Origin of the sequence: Mycobacterium paraffinicum, from assembly GCF_025822865.1 — a bacterium.
Classification (GTDB): Bacteria; Actinomycetota; Actinomycetes; order Mycobacteriales; family Mycobacteriaceae; genus Mycobacterium; species Mycobacterium paraffinicum.
The window spans coordinates 266,675-282,418 of record NZ_JACKUR010000023.1 but is presented as its reverse complement, the minus strand read 5'-3'; the positions used below and the strand labels follow the sequence as shown (position 1 = coordinate 282,418).

12 protein-coding genes and 2 pseudogenes are annotated in these 15,744 nt (G+C 67.7%); 4 read left to right on the top strand and 10 right to left on the bottom strand.

The features are described 5' to 3' along the window. Positions 1–185 precede the first annotated feature (185 nt). Positions 186–1,295, bottom strand: a complete 1,110-nt coding sequence (locus H7J89_RS13525) for a sensor domain-containing protein (protein ID WP_264044194.1) — start codon at positions 1,293–1,295, stop codon at positions 186–188. A 115-nt stretch (positions 1,296–1,410) separates the two neighbouring features. Between H7J89_RS13525 and H7J89_RS13520 the strand changes: the two genes are divergently transcribed. Beyond that, positions 1,411–2,199, top strand: a complete 789-nt coding sequence (locus tag H7J89_RS13520; RefSeq protein WP_264044193.1) for a sensor domain-containing protein — start codon at positions 1,411–1,413, stop codon at positions 2,197–2,199. Between the two features lie 72 nt (positions 2,200–2,271). Next, a complete protein-coding gene (locus H7J89_RS13515; RefSeq protein ID WP_264044192.1) occupies positions 2,272–2,721 on the top strand; it encodes a hypothetical protein in 450 nt (149 codons plus the stop codon). 16 nt (positions 2,722–2,737) lie between these two features. On the opposite strand, the gene H7J89_RS13510 is transcribed toward H7J89_RS13515, so the two are convergent. Next, on the bottom strand, positions 2,738–3,868 hold the full coding sequence (locus H7J89_RS13510) for an FHA domain-containing protein (protein ID WP_264044191.1): 1,131 nt from the start codon (positions 3,866–3,868) through the stop codon (positions 2,738–2,740). A gap of 612 nt (positions 3,869–4,480) precedes the next feature. Here H7J89_RS13510 and H7J89_RS13505 point away from each other — a divergent pair. Next, the gene (locus H7J89_RS13505) at positions 4,481–4,783 is read left to right on the top strand and encodes a DUF4333 domain-containing protein (RefSeq protein ID WP_264044190.1); all 303 of its coding nucleotides are present in this window, start codon (positions 4,481–4,483) and stop codon (positions 4,781–4,783) included. An 82-nt stretch (positions 4,784–4,865) separates the two neighbouring features. On the opposite strand, the gene H7J89_RS13500 is transcribed toward H7J89_RS13505, so the two are convergent. Further along, positions 4,866–6,446, bottom strand: a complete 1,581-nt coding sequence (locus tag H7J89_RS13500) for a PPE family protein (RefSeq protein WP_264044189.1) — start codon at positions 6,444–6,446, stop codon at positions 4,866–4,868. A gap of 89 nt (positions 6,447–6,535) precedes the next feature. Continuing rightward, the gene (locus tag H7J89_RS13495; protein WP_264044188.1) at positions 6,536–7,453 is read right to left on the bottom strand and encodes an oxygenase MpaB family protein; all 918 of its coding nucleotides are present in this window, start codon (positions 7,451–7,453) and stop codon (positions 6,536–6,538) included. Positions 7,454–7,535: 82 nt separating this feature from the next. Between H7J89_RS13495 and H7J89_RS13490 the strand changes: the two genes are divergently transcribed. After that, complete coding sequence (locus tag H7J89_RS13490; RefSeq protein ID WP_264044187.1) at positions 7,536–8,195, top strand: TetR/AcrR family transcriptional regulator; 660 nt, start codon at positions 7,536–7,538, stop codon at positions 8,193–8,195. A 9-nt stretch (positions 8,196–8,204) separates the two neighbouring features. Here H7J89_RS13490 and H7J89_RS13485 read toward each other — a convergent pair whose 3' ends face one another. The 6 genes and pseudogenes from H7J89_RS13485 to H7J89_RS13460 form a co-directional block, all read right to left on the bottom strand. Then, entirely contained in the window at positions 8,205–9,545 is a 1,341-nt protein-coding gene (locus H7J89_RS13485) for a hypothetical protein (RefSeq protein WP_264044186.1), read from the bottom strand. Between the two features lie 2 nt (positions 9,546–9,547). Continuing rightward, entirely contained in the window at positions 9,548–11,023 is a 1,476-nt protein-coding gene (locus H7J89_RS13480) for a condensation domain-containing protein (protein WP_264044185.1), read from the bottom strand. A 446-nt stretch (positions 11,024–11,469) separates the two neighbouring features. Further along, a pseudogene (locus tag H7J89_RS13475) lies at positions 11,470–12,815 on the bottom strand (hypothetical protein). A gap of 2 nt (positions 12,816–12,817) precedes the next feature. Continuing rightward, positions 12,818–14,259: pseudogene (locus H7J89_RS13470) on the bottom strand (condensation domain-containing protein). A 338-nt stretch (positions 14,260–14,597) separates the two neighbouring features. Continuing rightward, positions 14,598–15,146 (bottom strand): hypothetical protein, encoded by a 549-nt coding sequence (locus H7J89_RS13465; protein WP_264044184.1) that lies wholly within the window; start codon positions 15,144–15,146, stop codon positions 14,598–14,600. Then, entirely contained in the window at positions 15,143–15,727 is a 585-nt protein-coding gene (locus tag H7J89_RS13460) for a VOC family protein (RefSeq protein WP_264044183.1), read from the bottom strand. Before H7J89_RS13460 ends, H7J89_RS13465 begins: the two co-directional genes overlap by 4 nt. Between the last annotated feature and the right edge of the window lie 17 nt (positions 15,728–15,744).

The following is a 15,744-nucleotide window of genomic DNA, read 5'->3' as shown; positions in this document are numbered from 1 at the left end:
GCCACCAGCGCATCAGATCCGTTCACCGATTTTGCTCACCACTGCCCTGGCGACATCACTCGCGTTCTTACCCGGAGCGGGCGCCGTGTCACGGAAGTAGGTGGCGGAGACGCCCACGATGCGTCGTTGGGCGCCAAACGTATCCAGCTCATCGCCCCCTCCATTTCTCACTGTCGCGGAAGTGTTCAGCGGGTGGTGACGCGCTCGGCCATCCTGGTGGCGATGGTGATCGCTTGATCGGTGCGGTTCACACCGCAGCTGCGCACGTCGATCACGATGTTGTTGCGCGCGGTCAGGGCGCGTTGGCACTGCCACCCTGCACCGCCTTCCTGGGTGTTGGTGATGCTGAGCATGCCGTCATGGTTGGTGGTGGTGCCCGCAGTCCAAATGCTGCTTGGGTGGCCCCGCTCCGTGAGGTGCAAGGTGGCGCCATTGCATTTGGGCCAGGCCTGGGCTTGTTTGGCCGCGAAGTCGTTGGCCGCCTTGGCCGTGGCGAAGTAGATCGCGGCGCTGTGATTGCGGTGCCGAGCGCCGTCGCGGTCCTGCAGGGACTGCGTTCGCACCCCGATCCAGCCGCTGTTGTCGAGCTCTGAATCCAGCGCGGGGGTGTGGACCTCGCTGCACTCGGGGCGGTCGGTGCTCACCCCGCTGTACGCGTAGTCGTCCTTGCCGTTGTCGCCCGGTGGAGGCCCGATGTCGGTTGTGCCCTCAATGGTGTTGATGCTCGCCACATCCAACATCAGCCCGGGCAGCGCCGACAACGGCACCGTTGGCGCCTGCGGCGCTGGACCTGGGTCGACCGGCGCCGCGGATGTGGCCGGCGCGGGCATCAGCGTCGAACTGTCATCGGGGCTGCTGGCGACGTTGATCATCAGGCCGGCACCCACCACGGCGACCACGACCGCGGCCCCGACGGCGATCCGGGCCCAGGTGGACTGGCGCCGCCGGCGCTCCGGGGCAAGTGCGGGTCGGTAGCCGGGGCGCGGCCCCCAGGTGGGCATCCCAGGCGGCGCGGGTGGCGCGCCGGGCGGGCCCGCGTACGCGAACGGCCGGCGGGGCAAGACGGTAGTGACCTGTTCTCCGGGCCCGGCGGCGACCGGTGCCGTCCGGGCGGGCCGGTGGGCGCTGGGCGGTACCGGCGGGGCGCTTCCCGGTGCAGGGTGCGTGGTGTTGGCCGTAGGCGGGTGCGGGTGGTGGGGCATCGAGTGTCCTTCGGAAAGGGGGAACGGCGGGGAAAGCGGGACCGGCCCGCAGTGGTGATCGGGGCCGCCCGACGCGGCAAGGTCGCGCTGCATGCTCCAAATTGAAACATAGCGCTCGGCGCTGCGCAACGTTTCAAACCGTTGCACCGCTGCGTTTTTATTGCTAGCGTTTGCCCCATACCCGAATGAGCTGGCAGGAGGACCCGACATGAGCGCCGTTTCGCTGCGACACCAAGCTGGACCGATAAGCGGCGCCGCCGATCAGGGCCCCGCCGGGCGCCGTCCCGGCGTCGTCCGCGTGGTGCGCTGGGTAATCCTGGCCGCGGTCACCTTGACGCTGTTGGTGAGCGGATGCACCGCCACCAGCACCGGGCACCCCGCGGCCGCCCCGGACCTGGGCCGCTGGCAACCGCCCGTGATCCTGCCCCAGCACCTCGCCGATCTGCTGCTGAAGGAAGACGACGTCAACACGATCGCCCACACGACCGGCATGGCCGTACGCAAGCCGGTGACGCGGATGTGGCACGACGAGGAGATGGTCACCAACCCCGGTTGCGTGGACACCTACTCACCCGCCGAGGCCACCGCCTACCAAGGAACCAACTGGACGGCGCTGCAAGGGCAGATACTGGATGACGCCACACCTGCCGCACGCGAGCATGCGCTGATGCAGGTCCTGGTCGGCTTCCGGGACGCCGATTCGGCCCAGCAATTCTTCAGCAAGTCCAAGGCACGCTGGTCCGGCTGCGCCAACCGCTCCATCACCATCACCCCGCCCGGTCACACCCCCACCACCTGGGACCTCGGCGAGCTGCAGGCCACCGACACCTCCTTGGCCATCCTGCAAACCCAGCCCAGTGGCCGCGGCCCGATCTGCCAACGCGCCATGGGGCTGGTCAACAACGTCGTCATCGACACCCTGTGGTGCGGGTTCGACACCACCAGCCAAGCAAGCGACATCGTCTCCAAAACCACAGCCACGATCTCACAGGCCTGATCGACCCGTCGCAGCATCCTTATCTCAAACCGCCGCGAAAAACCCACTACACCAACCTTTTACGGAGTAACAATGACTCAGCCACACCCCCACTACCGACAGCCCTACGGGTATCCCCAGGCCTATCCCCGGGCGGCCCGGCCAGTCCACGGACCCGCACACGCACCCGCGCACCGGGTGCCGCAGGCCGGCTACCCACCCCAGCCCCCTACGGGCAACCAACCGCGCTTCCAGGTACGGATCAGAAAACACACCGGCGCGATCATCCTGATGTTCAACCAGACCTACACCGTCACAGGAACTTTCGCCCAATGCGAAGCCGCACTGCAAGACGCTCTGTTGCACAATCTGCTCGCCGGTTGGTGGAGTATGGCTTCCATCTTGGGCTGGAACTGGTTTGCCTTACTCGAAAACCACAATGCGCGAAAGAATCTGCGACGCCAGGCCGCCCAGGCCTACGCCGCCGCGCGCCCGGCCCCCTGGACGCAGTCGGCGGCGCCGCCCCGCGCGACACACGGATGATCCGCGCCTCAGCGCGTCAACCGATCGCCAGCTGCGCGATAAGGTTTTCGATGGCCCGGGCGGCCTCGGGGGTGATGGTGCGCTCCGCTTCGGCATCTTCGAGTACGGACGCCGGCAGTCCCGCGCCATTGGCCGCTTCCTCGAGGCTCAGTTCCGCCCGGTGACGGGCTCCATAGAGCCGCTGGCCCAAGGTGGCCGCCGGCGAGCGTGCCGCACGCATCATCAAGTCGTTATAGCTGCGCCGCACACTGCTCAACGCCAGGATGACTGACGGACTGCCTTTGGCGTTGCGCGCCGCGCTCGATGCCAGCCTCTCGAGCTTGCGCAGATCGGCCAGGATATTGGTGGCCCTGGGAGTGAAATCGGGATCGGCCGGCTCGGGCAATCCAGAGACGGCGGCGGTCAGGGTGTGCATGGCCAGTTCCACCGTCTCGGCCATCAGCGGCGCCTGAATCGAGTCGGTTAATACCTCGGTGGCCTCGTCGCGGGGAGCCCCGGTGGGCCCCCCGGGCTGGCCGGCGCCGGTGGGCGCCGGAACCGCCCCGCGCCGGATGCGCGTGATGTGGCCCGTCGGCCATTCCAGCACCTTCTCCAGCCTCTCCAGCGTCGAGCGACGCGGCCAGCTGCGGCCCTTCTCGAAGTTGATGAGGGCGCCCGCGTTGATGATTCCGTCGCGGTCCAGGCTGCGCTGGGAGATCCCCAGCTGCTGGCGGCGCTCAGCGACCGCGCTGCCGGCGCGTACGACGCCGGGGTCGCTTTGGCCGTCCCACCACTGTTCGTCCTCGGCTTCGAACGGGCGCACCACCTGGGTCGACTCCTCGAGCGTCACTTCCGACCGGCGCTGCGGGATGAGGGTCACGGCTGTCCCGTCAGGCGCCCCCAGACAGATGGTGGTGACGCCGGTGAGCAATACCGAGTTGCGGCGAATCCCGTCGACGAACATCCCGTTGCCACTGGTGTCGAAGGCGTGCCAACCGTCGCCGTGCGGTTCGAGCCGGACGTGCCACCGCGAGACCCTCTCGTCGTCCACCTGAACCGCGGCCCCGGCGTCCCTACCGATGACGGCGACGCCGGCCGCAGGGTGCAGCGTGTGCGTCGCATGCCCGACCCGTACGGTCAGCGCGGTCGTCGGTTGGCCGGATGTCACTTGTCGCTCCTCGCTCCGGATGGGCTCACTGCTGCTGCGGTAAGACCCAATGCATTGCTGATGATGCTACATCCGCTTTGCCTGCAGTCCCGTGGAAGAAATGCCGCGGCCCGCCTAGGGATGCGGGCTCCCCGCGGCGCCACGGCTGGGTGACGGCGCACTTTTGCCGCAGCTCAACACGGTATTCCGCTCGAACCCACACGGCCTGGACGGCTGGCCCATTTCGCGCCGGCTCGTCTTGTGCCGGCCACAGACGTGGCGTGCGGCTCGCAGCGCACCGTTTTTAACCGTTGCGCCTCGCTAGCGCTTCGGTTACAGTCCAAGCAGAACCCGGCCTACGCCGCATAACCAATAGCAGAGAGGTGTCCGATGCAGCCACAGCCGCCCCCGGCGCCAGGGCAATACGCCCAGCGCCCCGGCATGTCACCGGTCCCGGCCGGGCGCTTCTGCGATCCGCCCACCGAGCCTCTGCCCCGCCCGCACCCGTTTCCGGCCCAACACGGGCCATTTCCCTACCCGCATCACCAACGACCCGCGGGTGGGGGCTTCTGGGCGCCGGCGACCCCCGCTCCACGCGGCAGACGTCGGCCGCTTTACCTGGGCGCAGCGATCATGGCGGGCGCCGTGGCCGTGCTCATCGCGGGATTCTGGGGGCCGGGCTTCTTCGTCACCACGCAGCTCGACGTCACCGCCGTGCAGGCCGGCGTCGCGCACGTCTTGTCCGACCCCGCGGGTTACGGGGGTAAGAACGTCAGCGACGTCACCTGCAACGACGGACAAAACCCCACCGTCACCAAGGGGGGCACCTTCACCTGCCAGGCAACCATCGACCACCTCAAACACCAGTTCCTGGTGACCTTCACCGACGACACGGGCAGCTATGAAGTCAGTGCCCCGAAGGGAACGCAGGTCTGAGATGCGCCTCGAAGGCCGAACGTCGGGTACCACCCAACCGGTTCGGAGCCAGTAGGGCGTTCGGCGCGAGTCGCCGCCGGCGCTACCGCGTATCGCCGCCGGCTTCGGCTTCCCAGGTGCCCGGGATCATGGGAACCCCTGGGCCGCCGCCGAACTCGTCTCCGGCGAGCGTGGCCAAACCCGCCGCATCGCCGGCCGCTTCCCGGTGCGCCGTCCCGGCAAACCCGAGCCTCCCGGCCCCGCGGTCCGACGCGAACGAGGGCATCTCGTCGCCCGGCGTGCCCCAATCCGGATCGACGTCGACGTTCATGTCGGCGAACTCGTCCCCGTGGTCGCGCCGGACCGCCCGCCTGCGCCGGCGCGCCCTGGCCTGTCCCCGTGCCACCGCGGTCGCGGCGGCGGCGGCGCTATCGGGTTCCGGCGCTTTTCTTTTGGCGCTCGAGCTGGCCCCGGCACCCATCCCCGCGCCGGATCCGATGCCCGGCGGAGCGACCACATAAGGCGGCGCGAAACCGGCCGCGTGCGGGGGTGGCGGGGTGGGCGGCGCGGGGCTGGTAACGGTGGTCGCCGTCGGAGCGGGCGCGGTCGCCGGCGCCGAGGCGGGAGCCACGGCCGGCGCGGCGGTGGGCGGCGCCGTTGCGACGGCCGGCATCGGGCTCGGTGGAGGGGCGGGCGCCGACGCGGGCGCCGGCACCACAGCGGGCTGCGGCGGTATCGCGGCCAGGCCGGCCAACCCCGCGAAGCCGCCCACGGCGCCGAACGGCGCGGCGGCCAGGAGCACCGCGGGGGCCAGCAATTCCGGCTGACTGGTGAAGATCTCGAGGATGTGCGTCGGCCAGTCGAACAGCATCAGTTGAACGATGTACTGGAACGCCAGCGCAGGGTTGTGCACCAGGTAATAGCCGAACTGCTGGAAATCCTCGAGCAGTTCCAGGGCTCGAACCACCCAGAAGATCGGTTCTCCCGCATTGGTGTACGCGTCGTAGGGCAGCCCGTTGACGGTGCCCTCGACCGGATCCCAGTTGATGCCGAGGTTCCTCAGGATGTTCGCGATGAACTCGTCGAGCGGGTTGTCGATCGTGGGGTCGTGCACATCGCCACCCGAGTCATGGCTCGGGGCAACGGATTTCACTATCTGCGGCGCGGGGTCGGTCTGCGGCGTCGACGCCACCGCCGCGGTGGAGACCGCTTGGTAGGTGGTCATGGTGCCGGCCGCCTGCACCCACATCCGCGCGTAATCCGCCTCGTTGAGCGCGATGGGAACCGTGTTGATGCCAAAGAAGTTCGTCGCCACCAACGCCCCGTGCACGGCATGGTTGGTGGCAAGTTCGGGCAGCGTCGGCATGGCCGCCAGCGCCGCGGTGTAGGCGACGGCGGCGGTTTCGTGTTGAGCGGCCGCCGTAGCGCTATGCGCGCTGGCCTGCGTCAGCCACGCGAGGTATGGCGCATGGGCGGCCACATACGACTCCGCGCTCGGCCCCTCCCAGGAGCCCGCCTGCGCAGCGGCCAAGACGCCGCTGAGTTGCGTTGCGGCCGAGGCGTATTCGGTGCTCAGTTCGGACCACGCCCCGGCCGCCGCGAGCAGCGACGCCGGACCGGGGCCGCTACTGAGCAACGCGGAGTGCACCTCCGGTGGCGAGGCCATCCAGATCGGCGCCGTCATGGGTCTCCTCGGGCTGGAAGGGTTGCCAGGCAGAGGAGAGCTTAATGAAAATGATTTCCGTTATCAACTCGGCGGGGTAGTCCCGCGCCCTAGACCAACGGGCGCCCGGTCCTGATCCGGCGGTCGACGTCGGCCAGCAGGACGTTGAAGGGGAATCGCCGTACGAAGCGCGGCACGCACCGATTCACCACGGCCAACGTCGCGATGAGCCGGTCGAAGCGGCGTTGCCTGGTGGCGTCCCAGGGCAGCCGCATCTCGTCGCGGAACCGCTGCGGCAGAAAGCCCGTGGTGATCAACAACGGAAGCCTGTCGGCGAGGCGCTGCAGTGAGCCGGGCAGAGCAAGTCCCGGAACGCGGGACGCGGCGATCGGATACAGATACTCACGGACGGCGTCGTCGATGCGGACCTTGGCCAGCGACTCGTGCCAGTAGCGGTCGAACGCCGCCCGGTCCGGCGGCCACATCTCGGGCGGCACCTGCAGCGTGGTGGCCAGCGCCATGCCTTCGCGGTAGTGCCGGTCGGCCTCCGCCCCGTCCAGCTCGCCGATGAACATGCGGTAGATGTCGACCCCGCCCTTGTACAGGCAGGCCCCCACCCACAGCTGCAGGTCGGGGTCGAAGGCGTTGTACTGCACCGGGCTTTCGGGGGTGGAGTAGACCTGCGCGTGAGCCCGGTTCACCGCGCGGCGGAAGGCCTCCTTCTGGGCCTCGCTGCCGTTGGTCGCCACCGCCAGGTAGGTGAACGTGGTGCGGGCACGCTTGATCGGATGCAGGTCGACGCGGCCACTTTCGACGCGGCTCTCCATGACGCCGTATCCGACGCCGGGACGCGCCAACTGCATGATCACGTTCGCCGGGCCGGCCAAGAGCGCGACGCCCATCAATCCCTCGTCGATCCCGAGCGACCGCCGGCGGCGACGCCGCCGTGCGGGCACTGGCCGCGGCTCGTCGGAGACGCCGCGCTCGACATGTCGAGCCGGTTCGTGAACAACCCCGTGTATTGCCATGGTCAGAACCTCCCGCGGCGGAGCACTTTAATGTGCGAACGCCTGTTTCCTGATATTGTCGCGGCGTTGCGTTGGTGTCAAGATGGTTCGCATGAAAACCTCGAGCGCGCGGCCGTACCGCGGCGTCGAGGCCACCCAGCGGCTGGCGACGCGCCGCAACCGGCTCCTGTCCGCGGGTCTGGAGCTACTCGGCGCGGAGCAACAGAGCATCTCCGCGGTCACCGTCCGCGGCGTCTGCCGCCAGGCCGGCCTGGCGGCGCGGTACTTCTACGAAAGTTTCGCCGACAAGGACGAATTCGTCGCCTCCGTGTTCGACTGGGTGATCGCCCAACTGGCCGCCACCACACAGGCCGCGGTGGCGGCGGTGCCTCCGCCCGAGCAGACCCGCGCCGGTATGACCAACATCGTGCGCACCATCGCCGACGACGCCCGCATCGGTCGCCTGCTGTTCAGCACGCAGCTGGCCGATCCCGTGATCGTGCGCAAGCGCGCCGAATCCAGCGCAATGTTCGCGATGCTGTCCGGCCAGCACGCTGGAGACGCGCTGCGCGTTCCCGCAAACGACCGCATCAAGGCCGCGGCGCACTTCGTGGTCGGTGGCGTCGGGCAAACCATCAGCGCCTGGCTCGCCGGCGATGTCCGACTCGAGCCGGACGAGCTCGTCGATCACCTGGCGGCACTGCTCGACGAGCTCGCCGAGCCCAACCTGTACCGACTCACGGAGCCGCGGGCGGAATCGTGACGCGGGGTCTCACACCGGGCAGGCGGTGTGCCACCCAGTCGTGGCGGTGAGTGAGAAGTCGCTCACCGCCCTCGAAACGTGTTGCCGCAACTCGGCGTTCGAGTTGGGGCGGCCCGGCTCGTAGGCAAGGAACGAAACGAAGACCCGTCCGTGCACCCTGCCCGACAGCAACGCCAACACTCCGTTGGTGCGGTGCATGGTCGCGGCGGTCACGCCCGGGTACAGCGACTTCATGGCGAAGTAGTCGGCGTCCGTTCCGTCCGGCCGGTTGGCCGCCGGGTCGACCGCACCGAGGTTGGACGACACCACAGCGGCTCCACCGCCGGTGGCCACGCTGATCAGTCGCCGGAAGACGCGTTTCGGAATCAGGGGAACCAGCGGCAGCAATGCCCATCGTTCGTCGGGCACATCCTGATGGTGCGCGAGCGCTTGCTTGATCCGCGCGCGGATCTCACGCAGGTCCGTCGTTGCGGGCGCGGGGTCGACCGTGATGTCGACGTTGCTGACCGCGTTGGCGCGGGTATCACCGGGGGCGCGCTCGTTGACCGGCATCCCCACGGCGACCGTGCCGTCCGCCGCGACGCGCCCCACGCGCCGGGCGACGTGAGCCGCCAGGCCGACGAGCAGCGCGCTCCCGGTGCCCCCGAGCGCGTTCGCGCGGGCGTCCCATTCGCCGGCCTCGATGAAGACGGTTGTCGCCGGAAGAGCCACGGGTTCGTCGGGTCCGGTGAATGGCCGCTTCTCGGGTGGCGGGGCGGTATCGCCGCGGCGGCGCCGGGCCATTCGTGCCGCCGCCACGACGGCGCGGCCCATGTCCGGTGCGTCGCGGACGGTTTGGCGAGCGTCTTCACGCAGCGCCGCCCAGCGGCGCCGCGACACCGCAGCCGGCCAGCCGATCGGGTCGTCACGGCCTGAAGCCGCGTCCGCCAACGCCTCGCACAGCCCGAGGCCGTCGGTGAGGCAATGGGTGACCACCAAGCTCACCACCGCGCCGCCGTCGGTGAGCGGCAGCGCGGCTAGGTGCCATCCGGGGCCATGCTCGGCATCGGGCCGCGCGTTCGCTTGCTCGCCACACCACGCGTCGACCTCATCGCGAGGTCGGGGCGTCGCGACGACCTCCAGTCGCGACTCAGCGCTGGACGCCACCCAGCGATGCCGCCCGAACGGCAAGGGGGACCGCTCGATGCGGCGGCACAACCGTCCCCGCCCAAGACGGGCATGGAACTCTTGCAGACCGTCGATGTCAACGGCGCGACCGTAGACCCAAATACATTGCACCACTCTGGTGGTGGCTGTGGCCCGCTCGCCGAGGAAGAGGGTCTGGTCGGCCAGATCCAGCACATTGCTCATTCCTAGGCCGCCTCGTCGTCGTCTTCCTCTGGCACAGGAGGGCCCGCCTCATCCGGATTACCCTGGCCCGCAACCACATCGGGATCGCGCGAGGCGCTGGCGGCGACGCGTGTGAACACATCGATCAACGTCGCGATGTAGCGGTCCACCGATTCGCGCGCCACCGCGTTGTCCGGAAACGAGATCGTCACTGTGGTACTTGCCACCTGCCGGTTGATCCACATATTGATGCCGCCGGCGGACAGGTTGTCGCCATAAGTACCGAAATTCGTCTCCGTCCAGAGCCCGGCGAGCGGTATCTTCCGAAAATCCAGGAATGACAACATCATCGGCAGCCGCGTCGGAGGCTTGATTTCCAGCCCATCTGCGGTGGCCGCCAACTCCAAGACCCGCTCGATTGGCACGTCGGCGAGTTCCTTGGCCGCGTCGAACGACTTCTGCGCTGCCCGGGCCGCCTCGGGGAACGTGGTCCCGGCGGTAGGCACCGCGACCGGAACCAGGCTGGCAAACCAACCCACCGTCATCGTGTCGATGCCCGCCGTCCGGGTGTCCCTGGCTGTGAACCCATGGTAAGTCGCACTGCCCGTCAATTCGTGCTCGACCAAAGCGGTACAGGCCAGCACTCCCCCGATGAACCGGGCCCCGGCCGCACCGCACATGGCGTCAAAAGACTCCGTGCCGGCGGCGTCCAGCAGCTGCACGGTCAACAAGTCGCCTTTGCTGCTTGCCCACGTATCACCCAGGGGCAAGGGAAAACTCGGCCAGTTGCCATCGGTGTCGTGGGCGAAGGCGATCCATTCCTTGATCGCGGGAGACGCCATGGTCAAGCTCGCCGCCTTCGCACGCTGTCGCGTGGCGTAGTCCCGGTAACTGCCGACCTCGGGCAGGGCCGCGGACTGGTGCCCCTGCGCCAGCTCCTGATACGCCAGGTGGATGTCGACGAAGGTCACGCCGGCCGACAGGCCGTCGATGTGGAGATGGTCCACGCTCGCGTAGAACGTGAAATAGTCCGCGTGCTGGATGATCCCGAATGTGAAACATCCCCATTCGAGTGTTCCCGGGGTCGTCGTCAGGACGTGGGCACGCACTTGGTCGGCGGCCATTCGGCCCAACTCCACCGGAGCGAGCTCGACTGCGTCGGGGTTGTCGATCACGCGACGCACGATGACGCCGTTCTCGAATTCGAACCAACTGTGGTAAGTATCGTGGCGGCGGACATGCGTGTTGATCGCCGCCGTCATCGCCGGAATGTCACACGCGCCGGGAACGTCCCACGCCACGATCATCAGGCGGGGTAGCTCCCTGCTCAGGGCCCTACCGTGGTGGGCGGCCCAAAGATGCTGGGCCTGCTGGTAACTCGGAGGACAGTCACTTCGTCGCGCGGTTCGAGCCGCTGCACGTCCAGAAGGTGCGGCCATCCACACGGTCACCGGACCATGTGGCGGTTGCCATTCGTTGATGTTGCCGAGCGAGACCATTTTCTTAAGTCCTCGTTCTTCCGATGCCGACGTACCTTGCACGGACAGGGAGGCAGAAAGAGTTCTCGCGCACGGCTTTTCGCGCAGCACGAAGTTCCCGTTGGGCTGAAATCTTGCGACGGGCTTCCCGATATCGGGACCCCCACTTGCGGCGTCCCTATGCACCCCCTGTGTCGCCGCTGTGGACGGTAGCGCACGAATGGGACGGAGGCAACAATTGCATGACCGTGTGATCGATCGCACTGTCGCGCGTCCCCACTCACGATGCCGCAGCCGTGTTTGCCGGAGCGGTCGTCCGCGCGACGCACAGAATACTAGGAAACGGGTGCGCATTTGAGCCGTTTGCCGAATGGGCGTCCGCGCCGGCGCAACTCGGGATGAGCTTTACGACCGGTTGGTGCCGTTTCCGGTCGCCGAACTGGCGGACGGCTGCTGACGGGGGCGTGTCACACCGGGCAGGCGGTGCGCCAGCCCATGGTGGCGGTGAGCGAAAAGTCGCTCAGCGCGGCCGAGGCGTGTTGCTCTAGGTCGGCTTTCGAAGTCGGGCGGCCCAGCTCGTAGGCAAGGAACGAGATAAAGACCCGGCCGTGCGCCCTGCCCGACAACAACGCCAGCGCCCCGTTGGTGCGGTACATGGTCGCGGTGGTCACCCCCGGGTACGCAGTCCTCATGGCGAAGTGATCGGCGTCGGTGCCGTCCGGGCGGCTGACGGCCGGGTCCACCGATCCGAGGTTGGACGACACGACGGTGATCGCGCTCCCGGTGACCACGCCAATCAGTCGCCGCATGACGCGTTTGGGAATCAGGGGGACCAGCGGAAGCAGCGCCCAGCGCTCGTCGGGCTCATTCTGGTGGCGGGACAGCGCTTCTTTGATCCTCGCCCGGATTTCGCGCAGGTCACTGGTCGCGGGCACCGGGTCGACCGTGATATCCACGTTGACGACCGCGTTGGCGCGGGTGTCGCCGGGGGCGCGCTCGTTGACCGGCATTCCCACGTTGACCGTCCCGTCCGCGGCGACCCGTCCCACTCGCCGGGCGAGGTGGGCGGCCAATCCCGCAAGCAGAGCGTTGCTCGTTCCGCCGAGGGTGGTTGCGCGCGCGTCCCACTCGGCGGCGTCGATGAAGACGGTTGCCATGGGCAGCGTGATGCGTTCGTCCGGTCCGGCGGGCGGAACGGGACGCTTGGCGGCGGCGACGGGGCGGCTGCGCGTCCGGCCCGGGCCATGCGTGCACCCGCGACGAGGGCCCGGCCCACATCCGGTGTGTCCCGCGCGGTTTGGCGCGCGTCCTCGCGCAACGCCCGCCACCGCCGCCGTGATGCCGCCGCGGGCCAGGCGGTGGCGTCGTCGCGGCGGCACGCTGCGTCGGCCAACGACTCGCACAGCCCGACGCCGTCGGTGAGGCAATGGGTGACCACCAGGCTCACCGCCGCGCCACCATCGGTCAACGGCAACAGGGCAAGGTGCCAGCCAGGGCCGTGCTCGGCATCCGGCCGCTTAGCCGCCTCCTCGTTCAGCCAGTCGTCGATCTCGTCGCGCGGCCGCGGCGACGCGACGAGGTCCAGGCCCGGCTGAAGCGCGGGCGCCACCCAGCGATGCCGGCCGAACGGCAAGGGGGATCGTTCGATGCGGCGACGCAACCGGCCGCGGCCCAGATGGCGATGGAAAGTTCGCAGCCCGTTCATGTCGATCGCGCGGTCATACACCCAAATGCATTGGACCACACTGGTGGTCGCTGTCGCTCGCTCCCCGAGGAAGAGGGTCTGGTCGGCCAGGTCCAGCAGGTTGCTCATCGCTAGGCCGCCTCGTGGTCGTTCTCCGTCGGCGCAGTCACCCCCGGAACATCGGCGGCGTCGATGACGCGAGCAAACATCTCACCCAGCGTCGCGATGTAGCGATCGACCGACTCGCGCGCAATCGCGTTGTCCGGGAAGGACATCGTCACCGTGGTTCGTTCGACGTGCCGGTTGATCCACATGTTGATCCCACCGGCGGAGAGGTTGTCGCCGTAGGTCCCGAAGTTCATCTCCGCCCACATCCCGACAAGGGGAATTTTCCGGAAGTCCAGGAAAGAGACCATCATCGGCAGTTTTGTCGGCAACTTGATGGCCAGGCCATCCAGCGTCGCCAACTCCAAGACCCGCTCGACCGGTACGGCGGCAAGGTCCTTGGCGGCATCGAAAGATTTCTGTGCCGCCCGCGCCGCCTCGGGGAACGAGCCGCCGGTCGTCGGCACGGAGACCGGGATCAGGCTGGCGAACCACCCCACCGTCATCGTGTCGATGCCCGGTGTCCGGGTGTCCCTGGCCGTAAATCCGTAATAGCTTTCTTGCCGGTCAATGCGCGCTCCGCCAACGCCGTGCACGCCAAGACTCCCCCGATGAACCGGGCACCGGCCGCGCAGCAGGCGGCATCGAAAGACGCGGTTCCCGCGGCATCCAGCAACTCGACCGTCAACAAGTCACCCTTGCAGCTGGCCCACGTGTCTCCCAGGGGCAGCGGAAAGCTCGGCCAGTCACCGTCGGCCTCGCTCGCGAACGCGATCCAGTCCTTGATCTCCGGGGATGACATGGTCAAGCTCGCCGCGTTCTCGCGCTGCCGCGCCGCATACTCGCGATAACTTCTGACCTCGGGTGGCTTGCCGGCCTCGTGGACTTGCGGGCTCACCGCCAGTTCCTGGTACGTCAGGTGGATGTCGAGGAAGATCAGCGCGGCGGACAAGCCGTCGATGTGCAGGTGGTCGACGCTGGCGTAGAACGTGAAGTCGCCGGCCCCCTGGACGACTCCGTATGTGAAGCAACCCCATCCGAGCGTTTCGGGCGTCGTGGTCAGCACGTGCATGCGCGCTTGGTCGGGGCTGATCGGTCCGAACGCCGCGGGAGCGAATTCGATGACCTCGGGGTCGTCGATCACCCGGCGGACGATGACGCCCTCCCCGAATTCGAACCAGCTGTGGTAGGTGTCCTGTCTACGGGCATGGGCATTGATCGCCGCCGTCATCGCCGGCATGTCGCATACGCCGGGAATGTCCCACCCCACGACCATCAGCCGAGGTAGTTGCCGGTTGAGCGCCTTACCGTGGTAAGCGGTCCAGAGGTGTTGGTTTTGTTGATAACTCGGGGCCGAATCGCTTCGCCGCGCGGCGCGAGCCGCTTCGCGCGACGCGGGTGTGGCCATCCAGGTGGTCAGTGGGCCGTGCGGTGGCTGCCATTCGCTGATGCTTCCGAGTGCGACCATTTCTTGATCCTCGTCCTTCGCGATGCCGATTCTGTTGTGCGGCAAGGGGGTAGCGGAAGAGCGGTCCATAATGGCTCTTCTGCGCAGCATGAATTCATTTTCGTATCGGGGATCTTTGCGACCGAATTCCGTATGTTGGCCCGAACTTACGGTGTCGCTCGTCCCCCCCTGTCGCTGTTATTGGACGGTAGTACAGGAAGGCGAGGATTGGCCAGTTTTAGGAAGATTCGCAATTTTCGGCATTTACGCCGGGAGGCCGGTAATCTTCTTTACCTTCGCCGGGCCTGAGCACAGGTCCGGCGCTTCAGGCTGACGTGCCGAGCCAAATCATTGCCAGCTCAGGGAAACAGCGGCAGCTGCCACAGCCGCATCCCGGGGTCCAGGAGCCACAACCGCATCATCGTGAGCCGTATCAGCCGTTGCGCACTGAAGATCAGGAATACGGCCAGCGGCACCTCGACCAGCAGCGCGCTGATCACCGACAGCCAGACATCCTTGGGGCCGGCCGTCATCAGGTCGAACCAGGCGTCGCAGATCAGCAGCACGCCGGTGGTGAACGCGGCCGGCACCAGCAGCTGGCGGCGCAGATACCCGAGCAACGCTGTCGCCAGCATGAATCCGACCAGGAGAATGTCGAAGCCCACCCACGTCACGGGCCAGTTGTGGGCAACGTAGTTCTCCGGCAACGTGACCGAGAGGTACCCCAGCCAGGGAACCATTGCCATCGAGCCACCGACCATCAGACTCAACCGGATGCGGCGCACCCTGGCCAGCAGTGCCGGGTCGATCAATTCGCCCACGGGCCGCTCGAGCCGGGAAATGAGCTGCCGTCGCTCCTGGGGCGTGAGCGCCGCGATCTGAGCGTCGGACAGAATGCCGTCGGTCACGGCAGGCCGGCGACCACCGGAGGTCGGCGGTCCGCCGCGGTCTTGGGCACGGCCTGAGCATCGGCGGCATCGAATTCCTTGACCCAGCATGCGAATTCGAGGGTGATGCCATCGGGGTCCTGAAAGTAGAATGACCGCACGTACACCCCGGGATGCACCGTCGCGGACACTTGCATCGGGCTCTCGTCATGGTTGAGCACCGGGCCGACGCGCACCCCTTTGTCCTTGAGCCGCCGGCGGTAGGCGTCGAACTTTTCGGCCGGCACGTGGAATGCGAGATGGTTCATGGTGCTGACCGCGCTGGTGATGTCGCCGATACCGGGGATGGCGCCCGGCGACGAGATGCCCGGCACCCGGTCGGGGGCATCGGCGAACCAGAAGAATGCGACGCAGTCGCCGTTGCCGGCGTCGAAGAAGAAGTGCTGGCCCGCACCCCCGGGCAGGTCGAGCGACTTGATCAACGGCATGCCGAGGATGTTGGTGTAGAAGTCCACGGTCCGAGCCATATCCGAGCAGACCAGCGCGACGTGGTTGATCCCGCCGAGTTCGAATTCCGTGTTGGTGTTGTGCGGCTTGATCATCGCGCGGCTCCCCTCGG

Excerpts from the sequence above, each read along its gene's own strand:
- H7J89_RS13525 (WP_264044194.1), bottom strand. The coding sequence starts at position 1,295 with ATGCAGCGCGACCTTGCCGCGTCGGGCGGCCCCGATCACCACTGCGGG.
- H7J89_RS13520 (WP_264044193.1), top strand. The coding sequence starts at position 1,411 with ATGAGCGCCGTTTCGCTGCGACACCAAGCTGGACCGATAAGCGGCGCC.
- H7J89_RS13515 (WP_264044192.1), top strand. The coding sequence starts at position 2,272 with ATGACTCAGCCACACCCCCACTACCGACAGCCCTACGGGTATCCCCAG.
- H7J89_RS13505 (WP_264044190.1), top strand. The coding sequence starts at position 4,481 with ATGGCGGGCGCCGTGGCCGTGCTCATCGCGGGATTCTGGGGGCCGGGC.
- H7J89_RS13500 (WP_264044189.1), bottom strand. The coding sequence starts at position 6,446 with ATGACGGCGCCGATCTGGATGGCCTCGCCACCGGAGGTGCACTCCGCG.
- H7J89_RS13495 (WP_264044188.1), bottom strand. The coding sequence starts at position 7,453 with ATGGCAATACACGGGGTTGTTCACGAACCGGCTCGACATGTCGAGCGC.
- H7J89_RS13490 (WP_264044187.1), top strand. The coding sequence starts at position 7,536 with ATGGTTCGCATGAAAACCTCGAGCGCGCGGCCGTACCGCGGCGTCGAG.
- H7J89_RS13485 (WP_264044186.1), bottom strand. The coding sequence starts at position 9,545 with ATGAGCAATGTGCTGGATCTGGCCGACCAGACCCTCTTCCTCGGCGAG.
- H7J89_RS13480 (WP_264044185.1), bottom strand. The coding sequence starts at position 11,023 with ATGGTCTCGCTCGGCAACATCAACGAATGGCAACCGCCACATGGTCCG.
- H7J89_RS13460 (WP_264044183.1), bottom strand. The coding sequence starts at position 15,727 with ATGATCAAGCCGCACAACACCAACACGGAATTCGAACTCGGCGGGATC.